The sequence below is a fragment of the Pseudomonas sp. S2_C03 genome (genome assembly GCF_054668405.1).
In genome coordinates this window covers 5,456,232-5,480,593 of sequence record NZ_CP162766.1, presented here as the reverse complement: position 1 = coordinate 5,480,593, position 24,362 = coordinate 5,456,232, and the positions used below count along the sequence as shown (strand labels likewise).

Sequence of the window (24,362 nt, the reverse complement as noted above, 5' to 3'; positions counted from 1 at the left end):
GCCCTTTTCTATGGCCGTTAGCGCTTCAGCCCGATGTCTTCGAAGAAAACGTGAGTTCTCTTTTCAGAGGACTACAAATAATTCGCGCAGTTCGGAAAATATCAATCGTCCTCACGTTTCATCCTTCAGCTTGAGCAACGGTTCTCTGAACCGCAGCAGGCGCCCGGCGTTGCCCAGTACCAGCAAAGTGCTCAGGTTATGCAGCAGCGCAGCGATCATTGCGCCTGCCGCGCCCAGCCAGCCGAACGCCGCGAACGCGACAATCGCCAGCGTCCAGCCCAGACCGATGATTACATTGACCTGAAGCGTGTTCCGGCACTGGCGACTCAGACGTACACAGGTGCCGAGGCGTCGCAAATCACTTCCGATCAGCACGATGTCCGCCGACGCCAAGGCGATGTCCGCCCCGCCCGGCCCCATGGCGACCCCGACTACACCGGCCTTGAGGGCCAACGAATCGTTGATGCCATCTCCAACCACCATCGGTCGAAAACCGCTGTCGATTTCCTTGAGCACCCAATTGAGTTTGTCTTCGGGTAACGCCTGTGCATGGACGTCGTGCAATCCGACGTCTCGGGCCAGGGTCTGCGCCACACTGTGGCGATCTCCGGTGAGCAACAACTGACGGCCCAACCCAAGCTCACGCAATTCACCCAAGGCAAACCTTGCCTCGGGTTTGAGGCTATCGGACAACAACAGCCACGCGAGAAACTCCCCAGCCAGGGCGAGCCCGGCAATCGGCCCATCGTGTTCGGGCACGGCTCTTGTAGCAATGCCCAACTGGGTGAACAACTCGGGCCGACCCAGTGCGGCTTCGCCGTGCTCGGTCATTGCCACAACACCCAGGCCCTGACGCTCGTGAATGTCCGAAAGCAACAGGCACTGTTCCTGGCTGACCAAGCCAGTGAGCGCACGGCTGACCGGGTGGCTGCTGGCGGAACCGAGGCTGGCCGCGAGCCTGAGCACCTGGCTGTGATCCTCCAGCGGGCTGTCGATTGATTGCAGGCGCAGCGTGCCAAAGGTCAGTGTCCCGGTCTTGTCGACCACCAGCGACGTGAGTTCGGCCAGCTCTTCGAGAAAAGCCGAGCTGCGAATCAGGATACCGTGACGCGCCGCCACCGCGACGCCGGCAATGGCCGTAGCCGGGGCTGACAACACCAGCGCACACGGGCATGCCGCCACCAACACCGCGAGCATCGCCTGGGCATCGTTTGTGACGAACCAGGTCACGGCTGCCAGCAGCAACACCAGCACCATGTAGCTGCCCGCGTAGCGTTCAAGCAGCCGGGTGATCGGCGGCTTGGAGCGCTCGGCACTCTGCATCAGCGCGATGACCTTGCCCAGTGTCGACTCGGTGCCCGTGCGCGTCACTTCAATGCGCAGCAGACCATCCAGGTTGATCGTCCCACCAAACACCGACGAGCCGACGCCCGCCTCCACTGGCACCGACTCACCGGTGATCGATGCCGTATCGAGGCTGGCCTGTCCGGATAGCACTCGGCCATCGGCGGGCACTTGATCACCTGCACGAACTTCCACCCAATCCCCGGCCTTGAGCGTGCCGTTGTCCACCTCCAGGATGGAGCCATCAGCCTGCACTTTGCGCGCCTGGCTACGGGTGAGTTTGCCCAAGGCATGGATGGCTTCCTGCGACCCGATCACACTGCGCTCTTCCAGGACGTGGCCGAAGATCATGATGATGGGCAACAACGCCGCAGTCAGGAGGTCACCGGTTGCCCAGGCGCCGAGCATGGCCAAGGCGATCAACTGATCGGTGATGCCATGCAGACTTGGGTAGCGCAGGCTGTACCATGCCGAACGCATCACGGGCACGGCCACCAGGATCGAAGCGACGCCCAGCAGCAATTGACTGACGCCGATCTGTTGCGGCGAGGCCCAGCGCCAGATCGACCCGAGCGTCAGCAACCCCAGGGCGAGCATGGCGAGCGTGAGTTGGCGGGCGGCGCTGCGTTGCTCGGCTGAAGACAGCAGGATGGGTGCGGCGGTGGTAGAAGCAGTCATTTTGCGGCTCCCTGAAGGATCAGGCGGGAATCGTCCCTCGGATTGACCGTGGTTACTGAACCGGCCTGACCGAGGATTTTCGGCATTCGTTCCCGGTAAATACGCAGCAACATCTGTGGGTCTGTGCCTTGCTGTTGCGCCTTGGCCAGGCCCAGCACCATGGCCGTGTCGGCGGACGCTTTGGCCCGCCGCTCACTCGCCTGGGCATGGGCGACCTGCAAGGTGCGGTCGGCTTGTTCGTTGGCAGTTTGGTTAAGCTTCTCCGCCTCGGTGCGTGCGTTGGCGACCGCCTTATCAGCCTGCTGGCTGGCAGTCAGGACGGCATTGAACGCGTTAACCGCCGGGTCCGGCAGGCTCGATTGCACATCGACGCGCGAGATCTCGATGCCCAGGCCCTGCCCTGTCGCGGCCAGTTCAAGCAAGCGTTGATTGATACCTTTCACCAAATCGCCGCGCAGACGCTCACGACGTTCAGCGGCCTGGCTGTCGGCACCGATAAGCTCAGGCCTCGCCACCAGGATGGTGTCCAAGTCCCGAGCGGCACTCAGGGCGACCGCGCTGCGGGTCACCAGTCGATCCAGCGCCGGCAGCACATGCTCACCTTGACGCACGAAGTCGTAAGGGTCGGTAACCTTGTAAAACACTCGCACATCCAGCTGCACGACGCCGGCGTCACCGGTGAGTAAATATCCTGACCCGGCTAATGCATCACTGATCGGCGAGGCAAAGGTCGCGGACCGGTCAGCCTGTAATGCAGCGTCGCTGCGCAACAGGTTGGTGACCCGTCGCTCAATTACTCGATCCGCCGCCGGCAGCAGAATCACTTGCTCGAAAGGTCGAGGCCACGCAAGCAACAATCCGGCATTCTGAATGCGATCCAGAGCACCGAAGTGCAGCACCACCGCACGATCCTGCGGATCGATTTGCCGCACATTCGAAAATGCCCACACCAAGGCCGCCAGCACTGTTACCCCATACAACGCAATAAACGCCAAGCGCCCGGCCTGAATCCAAGGGCTGATCAACGCATGTGTTCCACGTGGAACCCTACTCATGGCTGAAACCCGGACTTATTATCGAGCGTCGTTGGGCCATCCACCAGCACCCGGAATGGCGCAGCATCGGTGCGCAACACCAGCTTGGTTTCCGGGCCAACGATAGTGCCCAAGGTGTCGAGTGATCGCAGCAAGTTGTACAACTGCGGAGAGTCGGCGTAAGCGCGCCCGTAAATCTGCGCAGCTTCGACACGCGACTGCGCCTCGATTTCGGCAGCTTTCACAGTGGCATCTGCCTGGACGATCCGCGCATCCCGTTCGGCAGTGGAGCGGATTTGCGCGGCCTCGCGCCTGCCGATGGCCGTGCGCTCGGTGGCGATTGTTTCACGCTCGGCGCGCATGCGATCGACCGTGGCGGCCAGTGTCACCGACGGGAGGGTTAACCGCTCGATGCCTACTTGCAGCACGCGCACCCCATAAGTGGCCAATAGTTGCTGATCGATTTGCTGGCGCAGTTGCGCTTCAAAATCAGCGATGTGCACCTGACTGGCATCAGTGTTCACGAGGTTGGCCAGATCGAAACTGCTTGCGGTGGTTTCCAGCGCGGAACCGACAAAGGTGCGAATCTGGCGCGCCGCTTCGTCTGGCTGGTTTTGCACCGCGCGCATGAAGCGCTGCACATTGTCCGGATCCCCTTGAACCTGCCACGCCACGTAAGCCTGAACAATAATGCGCAGGCCATCGCGGGTGCCCACGTCCTGCAAGCCGCTGGAGGTTGTGCGCAAACGCAGATCGACGGGGATCGCGGCCTCGAACGGTGCCGGCCAACGCCAGCTCAGGCCGGGGGCCAACAGCACCCGGGACGGATTGCCAAAGCGGGTGATCACCGTGGCCTCGCCGGCACGGACCTGCACCAGGCTCGCCGCTGCGATGGCAAAGGCCACCAGCAGCACCGCCCAGCTCATGCGTCGCCAGGGAAAGGGGCCGGCCTCTTGAGAGTCGCCGTGATGATGGTGGTGCCCGTGGTGGTGCCCGCCATGGCCGTGATTATGATCGTGAGTGTGTGACTGGCTCAATGGGCAGCTCCTGGTTGAGCGGTTTTACGCGAGGGGGTGGGATCGCCTGGCGAGGTGAACGTGCGTAGGTCGATGGTCGGCGCGTTGCCGCTGCCGCCCAGGCGATGGTCGATGACCAGAAGCTTGGCGCCGGCCAGGGCTCGGGAAAGCTGACTCAGATATTGCTCTTGCACGAATGCTTGGCCAGCGCTGGCATAGGCTTTTTGCTCGGCGGAGAACTTGAGGTTCGTCGCCTGCGCCGCTGCGTGGGTTTCCCGTGCGCTCGCGCTCGCCTGGTCGTAGGCGACGCTGGCCTGCAACTGCGCTTGGTTGGTCGTTTCGGCCGCGGCACCACGCTCGCGTGATATCAATGCCTGAGCGGCGATCTGCGCTGCCTGCACACCGTGATAGGCATTGGCCGCGCCCGCCGGTGGGTGAATGGCCTCCACCACCGTGGCGAGAATTTCCACGCCGCTGTCGAGCGATGTCAGGTCGGCTTGCACGGCGCGGCCAATGTCTTCAGCGAGCCCTACCCTGTCCTCTCCCAGCAACCCGTCGAGCGTGCGCGAGGAAAAATCGTGAACCAGGATCCGACTCGCAGTGCTGCGGATGAGTGTCGGCACATCGGCGCTGTTGTACGTCGCGGCCAATGCTGCTTGATCGGTCAAACCGACGCGGTAGACGAACCGCACATCCATGTTAACGATCTGAAAGCTCTGTTTGTCTGCACGACTGCTGGCGATGACTTGGGATTTGTCATTGGCGTGGCTGGCATCCCACAAGCGATTGGCCACGTCCGGTGCCGGGCCTTCCGCCGGCTGCACAGCAACAGGCGCCGCCACTTCTCCGACATTTGCGGCCAACTCATGAACCACGCCATTCTCGACACTCAGCACGCGGCCAAACGGCCAGGGCAGACCGGCATGCAGCCCCGGGCCGAACACTGCCACCGGCTTGCCGAAACGTTCGTAGATGCCCCGCTCCTGCATGGCGATTTCATGAACACCGGTGAGCGCCCACCCGACCACGACTACCACTGCCAACACCGGTATCAAGGCGCGGCGCATGTAACTGAACGCCCAAATTTGCCGCAGGTCGATGCCGAAGCGGTTGTGCAATTCGTGCTGCAACGCCAGCAAGGGTTGTGGCGGCCAGCGCAGCAGATCAGCAACGAAGCTTCTGGCCAGCAGCGGCGGCTCCAGCTGTTCGGGGCGCGGGGTGAACAAGGACAGCAAGGCGCGCAGCAGCAGTTCGGCGGCGACCAGCCCCGGCAGCAGGCCGATCAACACCGCCAGCCGTGCTGGCCACACCGCTTCGCTGCTGGCGAACAACAGGCACAACGCACTCAGCACCAGGCTGACGATGGCCGCGCGCGCCAATTGAGCCAATGCACCGACCTCAGGCCACAGGGCAGCCGATTGCTGGGCCAATTGACGCTCCAGCACCAGCAAGCCGAACGCCAGCAACAGCGACGCCGCTGCGCCGACATTCGCTGAAAAACCCAACTGCGCAGCGGGCAGGGACAGGTTCCACACCTGGTCAATACCCAGCAGTGCCAACAGGGCCCAGCCAGCGAGCCACAACGTCGGCGCGCCAATGTTGATCAATAGTTGTTTGCTGCGTTGGCTGATGCGCTCCAGCAGTCGTTCATACCAACCCACTGCGGGCTCAACGACCTCGGCGGCCGCCACGGTCTCCGAAGGGTTCATCGCCCTGGCGCGCCACTTCGCCACCCACCCCGCCGATTGCAGGCCTGCCATCAGCACCAGCAAGCTGGCGCACTGATTGACCAGCAGCGCCGGCCATAGCGACTGCGGCGCAAACAGCGCGACGAAAAAAGCCAGCACCAGCCCCACACCAGCCAGCGCGCCAAGGCCGACCACCCACCAGCCCAGACGCCGGCTGTGGAAGGCCGCTTGCTGGAAGCGTGGCAACCCGGCGATCGCGGCGCCGTCACTCTCAAGATCGACTTGCATAACACCCCGGCATCTTTGCCCGAATCACATTTCGTTACGATATAACGAATAGCGTGAATATTTCGTATGGAACGTTCTATCTAAAGGCGACGAAGCTGTCGCGTTGCTGAACCCTTGACCGAATGCCTTCCAAGCGCACATATTACGGTCATAATTTTTCTCCAGTTTACGTTGAGCAATTCCTTTACTCATCCAGGAGTACAGCCATGAGCAACTATGACGTCGTGATTCTGGGCGGCGGCCCCGGTGGTTATAACGCAGCGATCCGCGCCGGCCAGTTGGGCCTCAAGGCCGCCTGCGTCGAGGGGCGCGCCACCCTCGGCGGCACCTGCCTGAACGTCGGTTGCATGCCCTCCAAGGCACTGCTGCACGCGTCCGAGCTGTACGAGGCGGCCATGGGTGCGGAATTCGCCCAGTTGGGCATCGAGGTCAAACCCACGCTCAACCTTGCGCAAATGATGAAGCAGAAGGATGAAAGCGTTACAGGCCTGACCAAGGGCATCGAGTTTCTCTTTCGTAAAAACAAGGTCGACTGGATCAAAGGCTGGGGCCATATCGACGGCCCGGGCAAAGTCACGGTAACGGACAGTGCGGGCGGCAAAACCGAGTTGAGCGCCAAGGACATTATTATCGCCACCGGTTCCGAACCCACTCCCCTGCCCGGGGTCGACATCGACAACCAACGCATCCTCGATTCCACCGGCGCGCTGTCACTCGCCGAGGTACCCCGGCACCTGGTGGTGATCGGTGCCGGGGTCATCGGTCTTGAGCTGGGTTCAGTGTGGCGGCGCCTGGGCGCCAAAGTCACCGTCGTCGAGTATCTCGACCGGATCTGCCCCGGTGCGGACGCAGAAGCAGGCAAGGCTTTGCAACGCTCGTTGAGCAAACAAGGCATCAGCTTCAAGTTGGGTTCAAAAGTCACTCGTGCCACGTCTTCGGCAGACGGCGTCCAGCTCAGCATCGAGCCAGCCGCCGGCGGCGAGGCCGAGGCACTGGAAGCCGACTACGTGCTGGTCGCCATCGGACGCAGGCCCTATACCCAAGGTCTGGGCCTGGAGAACGTTGGCCTCGCCACGGACAAACGCGGCATGCTCGCCAACAAGGGCCATCGCACCGAAGCCCCTGGCGTGTGGGTCATTGGCGACGTGACGTCCGGGCCGATGCTTGCGCACAAGGCTGAAGATGAAGCCATGGCCTGCGTCGAACAGATCGTCGGCAAAGCTGGCGAAGTCAATTACGACCTGATCCCCAATGTCATCTACACCCGCCCGGAGCTGGCCAGCGTCGGCAAGACCGAGGAGCAACTGAAGGCGGAAGGTCGTGCCTACAAGGTTGGAAAATTCCCGTTCACCGCCAACAGCCGGGCGAAAATCAACCACGAGACCGAGGGCTTCGCCAAAGTGCTCGCCGATGAGCGTACAGATGAAGTGCTGGGGGTGCATCTGGTCGGTCCAAGCGTCAGCGAGATGATTGGCGAATACTGCGTGGCGATGGAGTTCAGCGCCTCAGCCGAAGACATTGCACTGACCTGTCATCCACACCCGACCCGCTCCGAGGCGCTGCGTCAGGCGGCGATGGATGTGGAGGGGATGGCAACGCAGATGTAGGGCTTGGAATTGAGTTGCCCCCATCGCGGGCAAGCCCGCTCCTACGGGACTTGTGTACACCCGGGCTTGCCCGCGACGGGGTGCAACTTGGTTCAAAGCGGCAAATGCTCCAAAGGTAAAGCCCCCGGGGCTTTCACCGTATGAATGGCAAAATTGCTGCGGATGTCGCTCACGCCTGGCAATTTCAGCAAGCGCCCGGTGAGAAACCGGTCGTAGGCGCGCAGGTCCAGCACCACTACTTGCAGCAGGAAATCCGATTCCCCCGAGACCAGAAAGGCCGAAATCACCTCCGGCAATGCCGTCACCGCCGAGCGGAAGGCCTCGGCTTGCTCATCGTTATGGCGCTCGACCTTAACCCCGACGAACACTGTCAACCCCAGACCGATCTCGTCACGATCGAGATTGGCCTGATAGCCGCGAATCACTCCGGCCTCTTCGAGCATCCGCACCCGCCGAAGACAAGGCGATGCCGAAAGGCCGATCTCGTCAGCCAATTGCACGTTACTCAAGCGACCGTCCCGTTGCAGGGCCGCCAGAATTTTGCGGTCGTAGGCATCCAGTTTCATTATTGATAGATCCTGATGGTCAAAGCGAATATGTGTAGCAGGTTATGCCAATCCATGACGCTGTAGAAGCAAACTACGCAAGCACCTGCCCCGCCCTTCAGCTCTAGACTGGCTTCAACAAATCGAACGCATTGGGGTGCAACATGACGGGACTATGGCTTTTTTTCATGGCGTTGGCGGTCGTCTACCTGTTGCCGGGGCCTGACATGATCCTGCTGTTGCAGACGGGCGCACGTCAGGGCAAAGGCTTGGCACTGGCCACCGCAGTGGGATTGGCGATCGCTCGAGGCTGTCACGTGGCCTTGGCAGCGCTGGGTCTGGCGGCGTTGTTCAAGGCAGCGCCCTGGACCTTCGATGCAGTGCGCCTGGCCGGGGCAGCGTACTTACTGTGGATTGGCATCCAATGCCTGCGCTCCACGATGCTGCCCGACTTGAGCGGCAATCGTACAGGCCACGCAAAACCCCACTGGCGCCAGGCGATTCAACGTGGATTGCTGACCAACCTGCTCAACCCCAAGGCCTTGCTGTTTTGCTCGGTGCTATTGCCCCAGTTCATCGACCCGCGCGCGGGATCGGTGCTGACGCAGTTTGCGACATTGGGTGTTGTGCTCGTCAGCGTGGGGCTGCTCTTCGACAGCGCCTACGCCTTGGCTGGCGCGACACTGGGTCGTTGGCTGCAACGCAGTCCTTCGGCCCAGCGCCTCCAGCAATGGTTGTTTGGCAGTCTGCTGATTGGCTTCGCAGTGCGCCTGACTTTCGTTCAGCAGGCCTGACTACTGACGAGCCCTGCGCTTGCGACGATTGATCAACACCAGTGCAACCGCTGTAAACGCCACGACCCCCGCTGCCTCCAACCACTTTTTATAAGGCCGCAGGGTCGCCCGCAACGGGCTCAACGCCTGAGTAACGTAACGCTTGTCGGCGTCCTGGAAGTTTGGATAAGGGCAGCGTTCACCGAAGAAGACTGCCCAATCCACATAGGGACCTTCCTTGACGTAACGCTGATAGAACGCCGTTTTCTCTGCCTGGCCAGGATTCCAACCCGTCGCCGCGCACAGCACCGCCGCGAAGGCCTGGCTGGTATGGGGTAAATGATCGGCAGCCTGGCTGGCCAAGGCGTTGGCGACATAACGGTAGTGATAACGCTGATCAGGTTGCGCCGTGCTGACCTGCTGACGTTTGACCTCTTCTTCCGCCACCAGCGGGCCGACCTTGAGCTCGGTGCTTTCCAGACTGTAGTTGCCGCCGAAAGTGGCGTAATCCGGTGACATCTCGTAACCGAGTAACTCCATGCCGTCGAATCGGGCCAGCGTCGCGGCATTGAAGTAAGCGAAGGCACGCTTGCTTGGCCACCATTTCGATTCAGCCTCGTGGCGCAATTCCCCATACCACCTGGCTTTTTTCTGGAGCGTATCGCTGTCGAAATACGTCACCGCTTCGTCGTAACGCTCCTCACGCAGCAAGCGGCGCCCGAGCAGGTTGCGCAACTTCGCAGCCACCGATAACGGCACGTAGTTGTCGCGATCCTCCTGGGTCAGCGCGGGGGGCGCAGGTACCTGTGCATCGACGTACTGCTTGAGCTCATCGACGGTCAACACGCGCTCGGCTACGGTCGCGGCGTCGAACCAGTAAATGTCCTTGCTGCGATAAAGCTGATCGAACGCCTGCAGGTAATCACCACGTTGCAACGCCAGGATCGCGCTCTCACCTTCGACCCGACACTTGGGCTCCAACGTTTCGAAGGCCCAGTCCGGAGTACGCCGCTCGCCCCAGGACTCGTTTTGCGGAAATGCCTGGGCCGCTTTGGCATAGGCTGCGGCGGCAGCGACCTTGTCACCGTCGCGCATCGCCAGCTTGGCGCGCAACCACCAAGCCAGACCACCGTCGCCGGCGTGCTCGAGGAAGGTCCTGGCGCTGGCGTAGTCGCCCTGTTGATAATTCATTGCTGCCAGCCGATCAGCGTTGTCCAGGCTGCCGCGCGTGCTGGCCTGGAGTAATTTGATCATTTTTTGCTCAGCAGGTGGTTGATCACCAAATGACCAGTTCAATCGGCTGATCAAGGAAGCCGTGATCAGTTGCTGCACCGGTTTGCCTTCAAGCAACGCGTTGAGCTGTGCCTCGGGCATCGCCACCAGATCAGCCACCAGCAACTTCAGCGAGGTGTACCCGACCCCGGAACCGTGACGATTTTGTGCGGCGTAGAGTTCGATGGCATTGTTCCAGTCGCCGGCCGCGCGCGCTACGCGAGCTTCTTCGCCAAGGCTGGCAACCCCCAGTTCCAACGGGTCACTGAGCCCCTCGATACTCAGTTGCCGAGCCTGCTCGAAGGCCTGACGTGCCTGCGCCAGCAGGTCAGCGGCTGCGTCAGCGTCGGCACTCATGGCGAACAGTGCCCGGCCCAGCGAATAAGCGGCCCAGGTGCTGCGCAATCCGCGTTGATCGGCGGGCAACGCCAACACGTTGCGGAAGTAATCGACGGCCAATCCCTGATCGCCCGCGTTGAACGCCACGGCGCCTGCCGTATAGAGCACCAGTTCCCTTGGCAGGCTCGCCCCTTGGGTTTCAACCTGACGGGCATCGGTCAAACCGCGCAGGCGTTTAACCAGTTCCTGCTGTTGCGCCGTTAAACCGTCCTGTTCGGCGTATTCACGCTGCTCGCTGTATTCGGCCGGGTCGCCGCTGTGCAGGGTATCGTTGACCACTTTCAGGCCCGCAATCGCCTGGCCCAGGCGGCTGACCTCGAAACGGAAATTACCTTCGGGCAACTCCGCCAGCGACTGGCCACGGTTGTCGAGCAAGCGCATGGGGAAGTCCGGCCCGCAGGCCAACGCCGACCCCAGTGGCAAACTCAGGCTCAGGCAGAGCACATGACGGGGCCAGTTACGGGTGAACATTCGAACCTCCTTGATCAATATGGGTGCAGCGCGCCCAACCAATTGCACGCTGCCCGCCGGCTGGCAATCGTCCGTCGCGCAGGCGGGTGAAGGTAAGCACATCCGGGGTTTGTTGCAACGCGTAACCGGCCAGGGCGTCGGCAGCCTCACAGCCCTGCACCGCCAGAGTCAGCCGCTCGGGCCAGGCGCTGTCGAGGTTGCCTTCGTTGCTGACATTGACGTCATAAAGGCCATCCTGGTTCGCGAGTTTCAACATCACGCGGCTGTCGAGGGGATCGCCACGCGCTACAGCGCCCAGCGTGGCGAGGCTCCACGCTCGGCGGTCGCTGGCCAATGGCAGGCGGAACCAGATCAAGCCCGCCAGATGGGCCGGCGGGTCGTTGCGAAGCTTCAGGGCAAGCGCGCGCAGTTGTTGAGGATCGGCGAGCAATTCACGACGCTCGCCGCTGCTTTCGACCGGTACTTCGCTTTCCACCACGGGCGCACTGCTCACACCGGGCAACAGCGCCACACCGTAAGCCGGCAATGCCAGGTAAAAATCCCGCGGGGTGATGCGACTCCAGGCTTTGGCCCACTTTTGCGCCTGGCCCGGGTCGAACAGGCCCCGGCGTGGATCGCTCACCGCGTGCACCTGCAACACGCTGCTATCGACTGTGGATAACAAGGCCGGCAGTTCAGGACTGTCGAGCCACGCGGGCAAGGCAGTGATGCTCAACTTCAGAGAAATGGGCAGGGACGCGCGCAGGTCGGTGAGAAACTTGCGATACGCCGCAAGCCGGGCAATCCCGGCGTCGTGATCGATTTCCACCCCGGCGAGTACCAGGCCCTGGCCTTGCCAATCGGTGAGCATCTGCTGAATCTGTGCAGTGATTTCTTTCTGATCCAGCGACGCAAGCTGGCCATCCAGACGAACCACCGCAATCAACGGTCGGCCATCTCGCTTGAGCAGCGCCGCATCAATGCGCGCCCGACTCCATCCGGCACGGGGAAAAGCCTGCAAGGCGAGAATCCTGAGCGTCGAGAAGTCCGCGCGGCTGTCATCGAGCGCAGCTTCGTGGGACGGCGTCCATTGCCGCTGCCAGACATAAACTTGCTGATCGAGCGGCGCACTGTCCTGCCGCTCGCAACCATTGAGCAGCACCAGCGCTGTCAGCAGGACCGTCAGTCGAGCAATAAAAACCATGAAGCATCCTTTGGAACGGCTCAAGCCAGCGTCCAACAGATGCTACAGGGCAAACACCAAAGGCCGCGAGCCCCTGTTCGAAGCTCGCAGCCTTTCCAACCTTGCCGCTATCAGGCGGTTTTTTGCAAACCTGCGACGGTGCGCGGCATGCCGACAAAACCCGGCAAGGCCTCAACCCGCGCCAGCCAGGCACGCACGTTGGCATAGTCATCAAGCGAGACATTGCCTTCCGGTGCATGGGCGATATAGCTGTAGGCGGCAACGTCGGCGATGGTTGGCTCGTCACCCACCAGATAAGCCGATTGCTCCAGCGCCTCGTCGATCAGCTTGAGCCAGACGTGGGCAAAGGCGATGGTTTCTTCGGCGTTATAAGGAGCACCAAATACGGTGATCAAGCGTGCCCGACCCGGGCCGAAAGCAATCGGCCCAGCCGCCACGGATAACCAACGCTGCACCTTCGCCGCGCCGACCGGATCGGTGGGCAGCCAGCGGCCATTACCGTATTTTTGCGCCAGATAAACCAGGATTGCGTTGGAATCGGCGAGCACCACGCCCTCGTCATCAATGGCAGGTACTTGCCCGAACGGGTTAACCGCCAGGAAGTTCGGCTGCTTGTGGGCACCCTTGGCCAAGTCGACAAAGATCAGCTCGGTCGGCAACTGCAACAGGGACAACATCAGTTCCACGCGATGGGCATGGCCGGAACGGGGGAAGTTGTAGAGTTTGATCGCTTGCATGGTCGACTCCGCTATCGAGTGGCGCCGTTCAGGAGTGATCAGCACCGATGGACGCTATCTTCCACCCCCAGCCAAAACAACAGAATAACCAGCAATCGCAATCAATTATTTCATCCGTCGCAATAAACCCTCAGCGTTTCAACGCCGGGTGTTCGCGCAACGTTTTAACGGTGAAGTCCACAAAGCTGCGGATCCGCGCTGGTGCATTACGTCCGCCCTGATACACGACATGGATCGGCAAGGGCGGCAGTTCGAACTCGGCGAGAACAATCTCAAGCTCTCCCGAGGCAACCTGGTTGGCTATCTGGTACGACAATACGCGGGTGAAGCCCAAACCAAGGCTGGCGGCGCGAATGGCGGCCTGATTCGAGGTCACGACCAAGCGAGGCTCAGTCCGGACGCTGAGCGATTCCCCAGCCTCATGAAATGGCCAGCTCCGCTGCTGGCCGATGGAGGATGTGCCAATCACCGGAGCACGCATCAGGTCCTGGGGATGTTGAGGTCGGCCGTTGGCCTGTAAAAATGACGGCGACGCGCAAACAACGCGACGCACTTCACCCACACGGATCGCGTGCTGGTTGCTGTCGGGCAACTCACCGATACGCACGGCCACGTCCACGCCCTCCTCAACCATGCTCACGACACGATCGACGATCAGACCATTGATGATCACCTCGGGAAACTGGGCCAGATAAGCCACCATCACCGGCGTGACGAACAGCTCGCCAAACAGCACTGGAGCGGTGATCGTCAGTTGCCCACGGGGTTCTGCGTGGCTGCCCGCCGCCGAATCCTCAGCTTCCTGCACTTCGGCGAGGATTCGCCGGCAATCGTCGAGATACCGCTGGCCGGCTTCGCTCAGATGTACGCTGCGGGTAGTACGCGTCAGCAGCGACGTGCCGATGCGTTTTTCCAGCGCGGCCACCGCGCGAGTCACGCTGGCTGCCGACATCCCAAGGCGACGCGCCGCCGCCGAGAACCCCTGTTCCTGGGCGACCACCGAAAAGACCTGCATTTCCTGAAATCGGTCCACTGGGTATTCCTTGATCAATAAAACGACGGTGGCGCGTGGCACCAGATGGAAAACAGACCCTAAGCGATTATTTCTTCCGGCGTCGAGCTTGCGTGGTCGGGGAATCAGTTGCAGGCCATGGTCTGTTACTTGCGCATCTGAATGCTGGAGCCGGAAAAAACAAACCCCCGCGATTGCGGGGGTCTGCGTCGTACCTGTGGATAACTTATTCCACCGTTACCGACTTCGCCAAATTGCGCGGCTGATCGACGTCAGTGCCCTTGAGCACGGCGACGTAGTACGACAGCAACTGCAACGGAATGGTGTAGAGGATCGGCGACAGGATGTCGTGGATGTGCGGCATGTGCACAACATGGGTGCCTTCGCCGTTGGTCATGCCGGCCTTCTCGTCGGCGAACACGATCAACTGGCCGCCACGGGCACGGACTTCCTGCAGGTTGGACTTCAGTTTCTCCAGCAGCTCGTTGTTCGGCGCAACGGTGACCACCGGCATGTCGTTATCCACAAGCGCCAGCGGGCCGTGCTTCAGTTCGCCGGCCGGGTAGGCTTCAGCGTGGATGTAGGAGATTTCCTTGAGCTTGAGCGCCCCTTCCATGGCCACCGGGAACTGCGCGCCGCGCCCCAGGAACAATGTGTGGTTCTTCTCGGCGAACAGCTCGGCGATTTTCTCGACGGTGCTGTCCATGGCCAGGGCTTCGCCCAGACGGGTTGGCAGACGACGCAGCTCTTCGACCAAGGTGGCTTCAACGCCCTGAGCCAACGTACCGCGCACCTGGCCCAGGGACAGGGTCAGCAGCAGCAAGCCAACCAATTGGGTGGTGAATGCCTTGGTCGAGGCGACGCCGATTTCACGACCGGCCTGGGTCAGCAGGGTCAGGTCGGATTCACGCACCAGCGAGCTGATGCCGACGTTGCAGATGGCCAGGCTGGCGAGGAAGCCCAGTTCCTTGGCGTTGCGTAGCGCGGCCAGGGTGTCGGCGGTTTCGCCGGACTGGGAGATGGTCACGAACAGCGTATCGGGTTGCACCACCACCTTGCGGTAGCGGAATTCGCTGGCCACTTCGACCTGGCACGGAATACCGGCCAGTTCTTCCAACCAGTAACGGGCAACCATGCCGGCATGGTAGCTGGTGCCGCAAGCGACGATCTGTACGTTGCGCACTTTGGCGAACAGCTCGGCGGCCTGTGGACCGAACGCCTGGACGAGCACACCAGTCGGGCTGAGTCGGCCTTCGAGGGTGCGCTGCACAACGGCCGGTTGCTCGTGAATTTCCTTGAGCATGAAGTGGCGGAATTCGCCCTTGTCCGCCGCTTCGGCACCGTCGCGGTACTGCACGGTTTCGCGCTCGACGGCTTGGCCGTTGATGTCCCAGATCTGCACGCTGTCGCGGCGGATTTCGGCGATATCGCCCTCTTCCAGGTACATGAAACGGTCGGTGACCTGACGCAGGGCTAACTGGTCGGAGGCGAGGAAATTCTCGCCCAGGCCCAGACCGATCACCAATGGGCTGCCACTGCGGGCGGCAACCAGTCGATCCGGTTGCGCAGCGCTGATGACGGACAGGCCATAGGCACCGTGCAGTTCTTTGACGGTGGCCTTCAGCGCCACAGTGAGGTCGCCCAGATCCTTGAGTTTGTGGTTGAGCAGGTGGGCGATGACCTCGGTGTCAGTGTCCGAAGTGAAGACGTAGCCCAGGGCCTTGAGTTGTTCACGCAGGGCTTCATGGTTCTCGATGATGCCGTTGTGCACCACTGCCAGATCGCCGGAGAAATGCGGGTGAGCGTTACGTTCGCACGGCGCGCCGTGGGTCGCCCAGCGGGTGTGGGCAATACCGAGACGGCCAATCAGCGGCTCGGCGTCCAGCGCAGCCTCCAGCTCGCTGACCTTGCCCGGACGACGCATGCGCTCGAGCTTGCCGTCGTTGGTCAGCACCGCTACACCGGCGCTGTCATAGCCACGGTATTCAAGGCGTTTGAGGCCTTCGAGCAGGATGGCTGTGATATTACGTTCTGCGACTGCGCCGACAATTCCACACATGCTATTTCTCCTGACTGACAGCCGCGCAAATCAAATTGATGCCGCGGGCCTGAATCTGATCGCGTGCTTCATTTGGAAGGCGATCATCGGTAATTAGGGTATGGACACTGCTCCAGGGCAGTTCCAGGTTGGGGATCTTGCGCCCGATCTTGTCGGACTCGACCATCACGATCACTTCGCGAGCGACCTCTGCCATGACACGGCTAAGTCCCAGCAATTCATTGAACGTGGTAGTGCCACGGACCAGATCGATGCCGTCGGCACCGATGAACAACTGGTCGAAATCGTAGGAGCGTAGTACCTGCTCGGCAACCTGCCCCTGGAACGATTCGGAATGTGGGTCCCAGGTGCCACCGGTCATCAACAGCACCGGCTCATGTTCGAGTTCACTCAGGGCGTTGGCGACGTGCAGGGAATTGGTCATCACAACCAGGCCGGGTTGCTGGCCGAGTTCGGGAATCATCGCAGCCGTGGTGCTGCCGCTGTCGATGATGATCCTCGCGTGTTCGCGGATCCGCGTGACCGCCACGCGGGCAATAGCCTGTTTATAAGCGGAGACAGATTGGCTGATATCGGCCACCAGCTCTTGAGGCATGGTGATCGCCCCACCGTAACGGCGTAGCAGCAGCCCATTGCTTTCGAGTGCAGCGAGATCCTTACGGATCGTAACTTCCGAGGTTTCGAAACGTTTTGCCAACTCGTCCACGCTGACTTCACCCTGCTCATTGAGCAAAGCAAGAATGTTATGGCGGCGCTGAGGCGTGTTGCGTTTCGACATGACTAGGTAAGTTTCGATTCGAAAGATAACGGAAGCAATAAAAACCTATTGGCGAAACTTCGTCAAGCGGGGACGATAAAAAAGGTCTGTGGATAAAAGAAGAAACCTGTAGGAGCGAGCTTGCTCGCGATAGCGGTGTGTCAGTCACATTGATATCAACTGTTACACCGCAATCGCGAGCAAGCTCGCTCCTACAGATCACATTTGCCCTGAATTGTGGATAACTCAGCCTTTCTTGACCTTCTCCGGCCGCTTCCAGCCGTCGATGTTCTTCTGACGAGCACGACCGACCGCCAACTGGGCTTTATCCACATTCTGAGTGATGGTCGAGCCCGCCGCAGTGGTCGCACCACTGGAGATATCCACAGGCGCCACCAGCGAGTTGTTGGAGCCGATGAACACGTCCTCACCCAGCACGGTTTTCCACTTGTTCACGCCGTCATAGTTGCAGGTGATGGTGCCCGCGCCGATGTTGGTGCGCGCACCGATCTCGGCGTCACCGAGGTAAGACAGGTGACCGGCTTTTGCGCCTTCGCCCAGATGGGCATTCTTCAGCTCGACAAAGTTACCCACATGGGCGCGAGCCTCCAGAACGGAGCCTGGACGCAGGCGGGCGAATGGCCCGGCATCGCTGCCTTCGCCGAGCACCGCACCTTCGATGTGGCTGTTGGCCTTGATTACCACGCCTTTGCGCAGGGTGCTGTCCTTGATCACGCAATTGGGTCCGATGACCACGTCGTCTTCGATGACCACCTTGCCTTCGAGGATGACGTTGATGTCGATCAGCACATCGCGCCCGACGGTGACCTCACCGCGCACATCGAAACGAGCCGGATCACGCAGCGTCACGCCCTGCGCCATCAGACGGCGACCGGCACGCAGCTGGTAATGGCGCTCCAGTTCGGAAAGCTGCTTGCGATCGTTGGCGCCCTGCACTTCCATGGCGTCGTGCGGTTGTTCGGTGGCGACCACCAGGCCATCGTTGACGGCCATGGCGATCACGTCGGTCAGGTAGTACTCGCCCTGGGCGTTGTTATTGGAGAGTCGGCTCATCCAGCCGCTCATCTGCGCGAACGGCAGCGCGAGAATGCCGGTGTTGCCTTCGGTGATCGCCCGCTGCGCTTCGTTGGCATCTTTTTGCTCAACGATGGCGGTAACCTTGCCGTCGGCATCACGCACGATACGGCCGTAACCGGTCGGGTCGTCGAGTTCGACAGTCAGCAGACCCAACTGCTGTGGAGCGACTTGCTTGAGCAGGCGCTGCAGGGTATCCACTTCGATCAACGGCACATCGCCGTAGAGAATCAGTACGGTGTCGGACTCGATGTACGGCACGGCTTGAGCAACCGCGTGACCGGTACCCAGTTGTTTGTCCTGCAGTACGAAATTCAGGTCATCCGCCGCCAGACGCTCACGCACGGCATCCGCACCGTGGCCAATGACCACGTGAATGCGCTGTGGATCAAGTTGCCTTGCGCTGTGGATAACATGGCCAAGCATCGAATTGCCGGCAATCGGGTGCAGGACCTTGGGCAGCGCCGAGCGCATGCGAGTGCCCTGGCCAGCGGCGAGGATTACGATTTCAAGTGACATGACTGGCTACCAATCCTGGGTGGTCAGCGGCTGCGACCAAGTGATGAACATCGGAAAAGAAAAAAGGGTAGCCGAGGCTACCCTTTTTAATCAATCGCGCAACAAGAAGACCTGTTAGTGGCCGAACTTCTTGCGGATCTGCTGGACGGTGCGCAGCTGAGCTGCAGCCTCGGCCAGACGTGCGGAAGCAGAACCGTAATCGAATTCCGCGCCCCGCTCATGCAGGGCTTTCTCGGCAGCCTTGACGGCTTCCTGAGCGGAGGCTTCGTCCAGGTCGGCAGCACGTTGCACGGTGTCGGCAAGAACCTTGACCATGTTCGGCTGAACCTCGAGGAAACCACCGGAGATGTAATACACCTCCTCTTCCCCGCCCTGCTTGACCAGTCGGATCGGACCTGGCTTCAGATTAGTGATCAGCGGCGCGTGCCCCAGGGCGATACCAAGATCACCCAGTGCACCGTGCGCAATCACCATCTCGACCAGACCGGAAAAGATTTCTCCTTCCGCGCTGACGATATCGCAATGGACTGTCATAGCCATCTGATTGCCTCAACCTAAATTAGCGCCCGTTGCCGGGCGCCGGGATTACAGTTTCTTGGCTTTCTCGATCGCTTCTTCGATGCCGCCAACCATGTAGAACGCTTGTTCTGGCAGGTGGTCGTAGTCACCGTTGAGGATGCCTTTGAAGCCAGCAATGGTGTCTTTCAGGGAAACGTATTTACCCGAGGCACCGGTGAAGACTTCAGCCACGAAGAACGGCTGCGACAAGAAACGCTGGATCTTACGAGCACGGTTTACCAACTGCTTGTCGGCTTCCGACAGCTCGTCCATACCCAGGATCGCAATGATGTCCTTCAGTTCCTTGTAACGCTGCAGCACGTACTGAACACCACGAGCAGTTTCGTAGTGGTCGTTACCGATCACGTTCGGGTCCAGTTGACGCGAAGTCGAGTCCAGTGGATCTACCGCTGGGTAGATACCCAGGGAAGCGATGTCACGGGACAGTACGACGGTGGCGTCCAAGTGGGCGAAGGTGGTCGCTGGCGACGGGTCAGTCAAGTCGTCCGCTGGTACATATACGGCCTGGATCGAAGTAATCGAACCTTGCTTGGTCGAAGTGATGCGCTCTTGCAGCACGCCCATCTCTTCAGCCAGGGTCGGCTGGTAACCTACTGCCGAAGGCATACGGCCCAGCAGTGCGGATACTTCAGTACCGGCCAGGGTGTAACGGTAGATGTTGTCGACGAACAGCAGAACGTCGTTACCTTCGTCACGGAACTTCTCGGCCATGGTCAGGCCGGTCAGTGCCACGCGCAGACGGTTTCCCGGCGGCTCGTTCATTTGACCGTAGACCAGTGCCACTTTGTCCAGAACGTTGGAATCCTTCATCTCGTGGTAGAAGTCGTTACCCTCACGAGTACGCTCACCCACACCAGCGAACACGGAATAACCGCTGTGCTCGATGGCGATGTTACGGATCAGTTCCATCATGTTTACGGTTTTGCCTACACCGGCACCACCGAACAGACCAACCTTACCACCCTTGGCGAACGGGCAAACCAGGTCGATAACCTTGATACCGGTTTCCAGCAGGTCGTTGCCGCCTGCCTGCTCTGCGAACGACGGCGCAGCGCGGTGGATACCCCAACGCTCTTCGGTGTCGATCGGGCCAGCTTCGTCGATCGGGTTGCCCAGTACGTCCATGATCCGGCCCAGGGTCGCTTTACCGACCGGTACGGAGATGGCTGCGCCAGTGTTGTTGACGTCCAGACCGCGCTTCAAGCCTTCGGTGGAGCCCATCGCAATGGTACGAACCACGCCGTCGCCCAGCTGCTGCTGAACTTCCAGAGTGGTTTCGGCGCCTTGAACTTTCAAGGCGTCGTAGATGCTCGGTACGCTGTCGCGTGGGAATTCCACGTCGATAACGGCGCCGATGATTTGAACGATACGTCCGCTACTCATAGCTGGATCCTCTGAATATTTGAACCGTTAAACCGCGGCAGCGCCGCCGACGATTTCCGAGATCTCTTGGGTGATCGCAGCCTGACGCGCCTTGTTGTAGACCAGCTGCAATTCGCTGATCAAATCACCGGCGTTGTCGGTAGCGTTCTTCATCGCGATCATCCGCGCAGCTTGTTCAGCCGCGTTGTTCTCGACCACCGCCTGGTAGACCTGCGACTCCACGTAGCGGACCATCAAGCCGTCAAGCAGCTCTTTGGCGTCCGGTTCGTACAGATAATCCCAGTGGTGCTTGAGTTCCTGATCCGGGGTTGCCACCAGTGGAATCAATTGCTCCACGGTAGGCGTTTGCGTCATGGTGTTGACGAACTTGTTGGACACCACGGACAGGCGATCGATACGGCCATCCAGATAAGCATCCAGCATCACCTTGACGCTGCCGATCAGGTCATTGATCGACGGCTCTTCACCCAGGTGGCTGATAGCTGCAACGACGTTACCGCCGAAGTTGCGGAAGAAAGCCGCACCCTTGCTACCAACGACACACAGGTCGATCTCGACGCCGTTTTCGCGGTTTACCGCCATGTCCTTGACCAGAGCCTTGAACAGGTTGGTGTTCAAGCCACCACACAGACCACGGTCACTGCTCACCACGACATAACCGACGCGCTTTACTTCGCGGTCGATCATGAACGGGTGGCGATATTCCGGGTTGGCGTTGGCCAAATGACCAATAACCTGGCGGATACGCTCCGCATAAGGACGGCTAGCAGCCATGCGCATTTGTGCCTTGCGCATTTTGCTGACCGCCACTTTTTCCATGGCGCTGGTAATTTTTTGCGTGCTTTTGATGCTCGCAATCTTACTGCGAATCTCTTTTGCGCCTGCCATGTAACACCTATCAGGTTAGCAAGCGGGAGCCTTGCGGCTCCCGCTGCGGCTTACCAGGTTTGGGTGGCCTTGAACTTCTCGATACCGGCTTTGAGGCCAGCGTCGATTTCGTCATTGAAGTCACCTTTCACGTTGATCTTCGCCATCAAATCGGCGTGATCGCGGTTGAAGAAAGCGATCAGCGCTTGTTCAAAGCTGCCGACCTTGGTGATTTCGACGTCAGTCAGGTACCCGCGCTCAGCGGCATACAGCGACAGCGACATGTCGGCGATCGACATTGGCGCGTATTGCTTCTGCTTCATCAGCTCGGTAACGCGCTGACCATGCTCAAGTTGCTTACGGGTCGCTTCGTCCAGGTCAGAAGCGAACTGGGCGAATGCCGCCAGTTCACGGTACTGAGCCAGAGCGGTACGGATACCACCGGACAGCTTCTTGATGATCTTGGTCTGAGCGGCACCACCCACACGGGATACCGAAACACCGGCGTTCACTGCAGGGCGGATGCCCGAGTTGAACATGGCCGATTCCAGGAAGATCTGACCGTCGGTGATGGAAATCACGTTGGTCGGAACGAACGCGGAAACGTCGCCAGCCTGGGTTTCGATGATCGGCAGTGCGGTCAGGGAACCGGTTTTGCCGGTCACTGCGCCATTGGTGAACTTCTCAACGTACTCTTCCGAAACGCGGGATGCGCGCTCCAGCAGACGGGAGTGGAGATAGAACACGTCGCCTGGGTAAGCTTCACGGCCTGGTGGACGGCGCAGCAGCAGGGAAATCTGGCGGTAAGCCACTGCTTGCTTGGATAGATCGTCATAAACGATCAGCGCGTCTTCACCGCGGTCGCGGAAGTATTCGCCCATGGTGCAACCGGCGTACGGAGCCAGGAATTGCAGCGCAGGAGATTCCGAAGCACTGGCAGCCACGATGATCGTGTTGGCCAGGGCGCCGTTTTCTTCCAGCTTGCGAACAACGTTGGCGATGGTCGATTGCTTCTGACCGATCGCGACGTAGACGCAGAAAATGCCGCTGTCTTTCTGGTTGATGATCGCGTCGATCGCCAGAGCGGTTTTACCGATCTGACGGTCACCGATGATCAGCTCACGCTGGCCACGGCCGACAGGGATCATGGCATCGACAGCCTTGTAGCCAGTCTGTACAGGCTGGTCTACCGATTTACGCCAGATCACGCCTGGAGCAACTTTCTCGACCGCGTCGGTCTCGGTGTTGTTCAGCGGACCTTTGCCGTCAACTGGGTTACCCAGTGCGTCGACTACGCGACCCAGCAGTTCCTTACCAACCGGAACTTGCAGGATGCGGCCAGTGCACTTGGCGCTCATGCCTTCGGCAAGAGACTGGTAAGCACCCAAAACAACGGCACCTACGGAGTCTTGCTCCAGGTTGAGGGCCATACCGTAGACGCCGCCCGGAAACTCGATCATCTCGCCGTACATGACGTCGGCCAGACCGTGAATCCGCACGATGCCGTCAGATACGCTGACGACAGTGCCTTCGTTACGGGCTTGGGAGGTCACATCGAGCTTGTCGATGCGGCCCTTGATAATTTCACTTATTTCGGAAGGATTGAGTTGCTGCATTGCTCTGCTGCCCCTTCAAACTCAAGATTTCAATGCTTCGGCAAGTTTCGCGATTTTGCCGCGAATCGAGCCATCGATAACCAGGTCGCCGGCGCGGATGACAACACCCCCAATAAGGGAGCTGTCTTCCTCGACTTGCAGGCGCACTTCCCGGTTGAGTCGTGCACTGAGAACCGTGGCGAGTTTGTCTTGCTGTTCTTGGTTCAATGCAAAAGCACTGGTCACTTCAACGTCTACCGACTTCTCTTGTTCGGCCTTGTACAGGTCAAACAGAGCGGCGATCTCCGGCAACAGCGGGAGACGGTCGTTTTCGGCAACGACGTGAATGAAATTCTGTGCCTTGACATCAAACTTGTCGCCACACACGTCAATAAACGTGGCGGCCTTTTCTGCGCTCGTCAGTCGCGGGGCCTTGAGCACGCGCAGCATGGTGTCGTCTTGCGACACCGCTGCTGCCAGGCCGAGCATGGCTGACCAATTGGCCAGTTGCTGGTGGGCCTGAGCGTGCTCGAAGGCCGCCTTAGCGTAAGGTCGGGCCAACGTGGTCAGTTCTGCCATGATCGCCCTCGCTTAGATTTCAGCAGCCAGTTGGTTAACCAGCTCTGCGTGCGCGTTTTGATCGATTGTGGCACCCAGAATCTTCGCAGCACCACCAACGGCCAGGCTACCCACTTGGGCACGCAGCGCGTCTTTGACACTGTTCAGTTCCTGTTCGATCTCGGCCTGAGCCTGAGCCTTCACACGGTCAGCTTCGACGCGAGCCTGTTCACGGGCTTCGTCGACAATCTGGGTACCGCGTTTCTTGGCTTGCTCGATGATTTCAGCTGCCTGAGCTTTCGCTTCGCGCAGTTGCTGACCCGCTTTCTCTTGGGCCAACTCCAGGTCGCGAGCTGCTCGGCTGGCAGCGTCCAGACCATCAGCGATCTTCTTTTGACGTTCGTGCAGAGCCGCGATGACCGGAGGCCATACGAACTTCATGCAGAACAGTACAAAAATCAGGAACGCAACGGACTGGCCAATCAGGGTCGCATTAATGTTCACGCCAACACCTCGCAGTTACGTTGTCCATCACACCAAATTACCCGGAAGATCCGAGTAATTAGCCAGCGATCTGACCAACGAACGGGTTCGCAAAGGTGAAGAACAGAGCGATACCAACACCGATCATGGTTACGGCGTCGAGCAGACCGGCAACGATGAACATTTTAACTTGCAGCATTGGAACCATTTCTGGTTGACGCGCAGCGCCTTCCAGGAATTTGCCGCCCAGCAGGCCGAAACCAATTGCGGTACCCAGTGCGCCCAGGCCGATCAACAGTGCAACAGCGATAGCGGTTAGACCAACTACAGTTTCCATCTTTCCTCCCGACTTTTACGTCGTATGGTTTAGGTTTTTTTAATTTAAAGCGGTAAAACAAATCGTTTCAGTGGCCCGGTAAG

Annotated in this window: 21 protein-coding genes; 2 read left to right on the top strand and 19 right to left on the bottom strand. The window is 60.1% G+C overall.

Going from position 1 to position 24,362, the window contains the following annotated elements; genetic code table 11:
* Positions 1–111 precede the first annotated feature (111 nt).
* From AB4N64_RS25190 to hflK (AB4N64_RS25175), 4 genes are read right to left on the bottom strand one after another with little or no spacing between them, the layout of a single operon-like run.
* Positions 112–2,022, bottom strand: a complete 1,911-nt coding sequence (locus tag AB4N64_RS25190) for a cation-translocating P-type ATPase (protein ID WP_460119552.1) — start codon at positions 2,020–2,022, stop codon at positions 112–114.
* Entirely contained in the window at positions 2,019–3,077 is a 1,059-nt protein-coding gene (gene hflK / locus AB4N64_RS25185) for a protease modulator HflK (protein WP_460119550.1), read from the bottom strand. Before hflK (AB4N64_RS25185) ends, AB4N64_RS25190 begins: the two co-directional genes overlap by 4 nt.
* Positions 3,074–4,093, bottom strand: coding sequence for a protease modulator HflC (gene hflC / locus AB4N64_RS25180; protein ID WP_460119548.1), 1,020 nt, complete (start codon positions 4,091–4,093; stop codon positions 3,074–3,076). Before hflC ends, hflK (AB4N64_RS25185) begins: the two co-directional genes overlap by 4 nt.
* Positions 4,090–6,048 carry a protease modulator HflK gene (gene hflK / locus AB4N64_RS25175; protein WP_460119546.1) on the bottom strand — a complete coding sequence of 653 codons (1,959 nt, stop codon included), beginning with the start codon at positions 6,046–6,048 and terminating at the stop codon, positions 4,090–4,092. The genes hflC and hflK (AB4N64_RS25175) overlap by 4 nt, the downstream gene beginning before the upstream one ends.
* Positions 6,049–6,254: 206 nt before the next feature.
* Here hflK (AB4N64_RS25175) and lpdA point away from each other — a divergent pair, with 206 nt between their 5' ends.
* Positions 6,255–7,655 (top strand): dihydrolipoyl dehydrogenase, encoded by a 1,401-nt coding sequence (lpdA, locus tag AB4N64_RS25170; protein WP_460119544.1) that lies wholly within the window; start codon positions 6,255–6,257, stop codon positions 7,653–7,655.
* A gap of 92 nt (positions 7,656–7,747) precedes the next feature.
* Here lpdA and AB4N64_RS25165 read toward each other — a convergent pair whose 3' ends face one another.
* Positions 7,748–8,221: an Lrp/AsnC family transcriptional regulator gene (locus tag AB4N64_RS25165; RefSeq protein ID WP_460119542.1), complete on the bottom strand. Its 474-nt coding sequence runs from the start codon at positions 8,219–8,221 to the stop codon at positions 7,748–7,750.
* A 143-nt stretch (positions 8,222–8,364) separates the two neighbouring features.
* On the opposite strand from AB4N64_RS25165, the gene AB4N64_RS25160 reads away from it, so the two are divergent.
* The gene (locus AB4N64_RS25160) at positions 8,365–8,994 is read left to right on the top strand and encodes a LysE family translocator (RefSeq protein WP_460119540.1); all 630 of its coding nucleotides are present in this window, start codon (positions 8,365–8,367) and stop codon (positions 8,992–8,994) included.
* Here the strand turns inward: AB4N64_RS25160 and AB4N64_RS25155 are convergent, their stop codons facing one another.
* The 14 genes from AB4N64_RS25155 to atpE all read right to left on the bottom strand — a co-directional run bounded on the left by AB4N64_RS25155 (position 8,995) and on the right by atpE (position 24,279).
* Positions 8,995–11,115, bottom strand: a complete 2,121-nt coding sequence (locus tag AB4N64_RS25155; RefSeq protein ID WP_460119538.1) for a hypothetical protein — start codon at positions 11,113–11,115, stop codon at positions 8,995–8,997. It lies immediately after the preceding gene.
* A complete protein-coding gene (locus tag AB4N64_RS25150; protein ID WP_460119537.1) occupies positions 11,102–12,298 on the bottom strand; it encodes a DUF3142 domain-containing protein in 1,197 nt (398 codons plus the stop codon). Before AB4N64_RS25150 ends, AB4N64_RS25155 begins: the two co-directional genes overlap by 14 nt.
* Positions 12,299–12,408: 110 nt before the next feature.
* Positions 12,409–13,035: a glutathione S-transferase family protein gene (locus tag AB4N64_RS25145; protein WP_460119535.1), complete on the bottom strand. Its 627-nt coding sequence runs from the start codon at positions 13,033–13,035 to the stop codon at positions 12,409–12,411.
* Positions 13,036–13,165: 130 nt separating this feature from the next.
* The gene (locus AB4N64_RS25140) at positions 13,166–14,068 is read right to left on the bottom strand and encodes a LysR family transcriptional regulator (RefSeq protein WP_460119533.1); all 903 of its coding nucleotides are present in this window, start codon (positions 14,066–14,068) and stop codon (positions 13,166–13,168) included.
* 205 nt (positions 14,069–14,273) lie between these two features.
* A complete protein-coding gene (gene glmS, locus AB4N64_RS25135) occupies positions 14,274–16,106 on the bottom strand; it encodes a glutamine--fructose-6-phosphate transaminase (isomerizing) (protein WP_460119531.1) in 1,833 nt (610 codons plus the stop codon).
* A gap of 1 nt (position 16,107) precedes the next feature.
* Positions 16,108–16,884 carry a DeoR/GlpR family DNA-binding transcription regulator gene (locus AB4N64_RS25130; RefSeq protein ID WP_460119529.1) on the bottom strand — a complete coding sequence of 259 codons (777 nt, stop codon included), beginning with the start codon at positions 16,882–16,884 and terminating at the stop codon, positions 16,108–16,110.
* Positions 16,885–17,109: 225 nt separating this feature from the next.
* A complete protein-coding gene (glmU, locus tag AB4N64_RS25125; protein ID WP_460119527.1) occupies positions 17,110–18,477 on the bottom strand; it encodes a bifunctional UDP-N-acetylglucosamine diphosphorylase/glucosamine-1-phosphate N-acetyltransferase GlmU in 1,368 nt (455 codons plus the stop codon).
* Between the two features lie 114 nt (positions 18,478–18,591).
* Complete coding sequence (locus AB4N64_RS25120; RefSeq protein ID WP_075946957.1) at positions 18,592–19,017, bottom strand: F0F1 ATP synthase subunit epsilon; 426 nt, start codon at positions 19,015–19,017, stop codon at positions 18,592–18,594.
* A 45-nt stretch (positions 19,018–19,062) separates the two neighbouring features.
* Entirely contained in the window at positions 19,063–20,439 is a 1,377-nt protein-coding gene (gene atpD, locus AB4N64_RS25115) for a F0F1 ATP synthase subunit beta (protein ID WP_217829080.1), read from the bottom strand.
* A gap of 27 nt (positions 20,440–20,466) precedes the next feature.
* Positions 20,467–21,327 carry a F0F1 ATP synthase subunit gamma gene (gene atpG, locus AB4N64_RS25110; protein WP_085716116.1) on the bottom strand — a complete coding sequence of 287 codons (861 nt, stop codon included), beginning with the start codon at positions 21,325–21,327 and terminating at the stop codon, positions 20,467–20,469.
* 50 nt (positions 21,328–21,377) lie between these two features.
* A complete protein-coding gene (atpA, locus tag AB4N64_RS25105) occupies positions 21,378–22,922 on the bottom strand; it encodes a F0F1 ATP synthase subunit alpha (protein ID WP_460119524.1) in 1,545 nt (514 codons plus the stop codon).
* A 21-nt stretch (positions 22,923–22,943) separates the two neighbouring features.
* Positions 22,944–23,480 carry a F0F1 ATP synthase subunit delta gene (locus AB4N64_RS25100; protein ID WP_460119522.1) on the bottom strand — a complete coding sequence of 179 codons (537 nt, stop codon included), beginning with the start codon at positions 23,478–23,480 and terminating at the stop codon, positions 22,944–22,946.
* Between the two features lie 12 nt (positions 23,481–23,492).
* The gene (locus tag AB4N64_RS25095; RefSeq protein ID WP_056854267.1) at positions 23,493–23,963 is read right to left on the bottom strand and encodes a F0F1 ATP synthase subunit B; all 471 of its coding nucleotides are present in this window, start codon (positions 23,961–23,963) and stop codon (positions 23,493–23,495) included.
* Positions 23,964–24,021: 58 nt separating this feature from the next.
* On the bottom strand, positions 24,022–24,279 hold the full coding sequence (atpE, locus tag AB4N64_RS25090) for a F0F1 ATP synthase subunit C (RefSeq protein ID WP_003097235.1): 258 nt from the start codon (positions 24,277–24,279) through the stop codon (positions 24,022–24,024).
* Positions 24,280–24,362 lie beyond the last annotated feature (83 nt).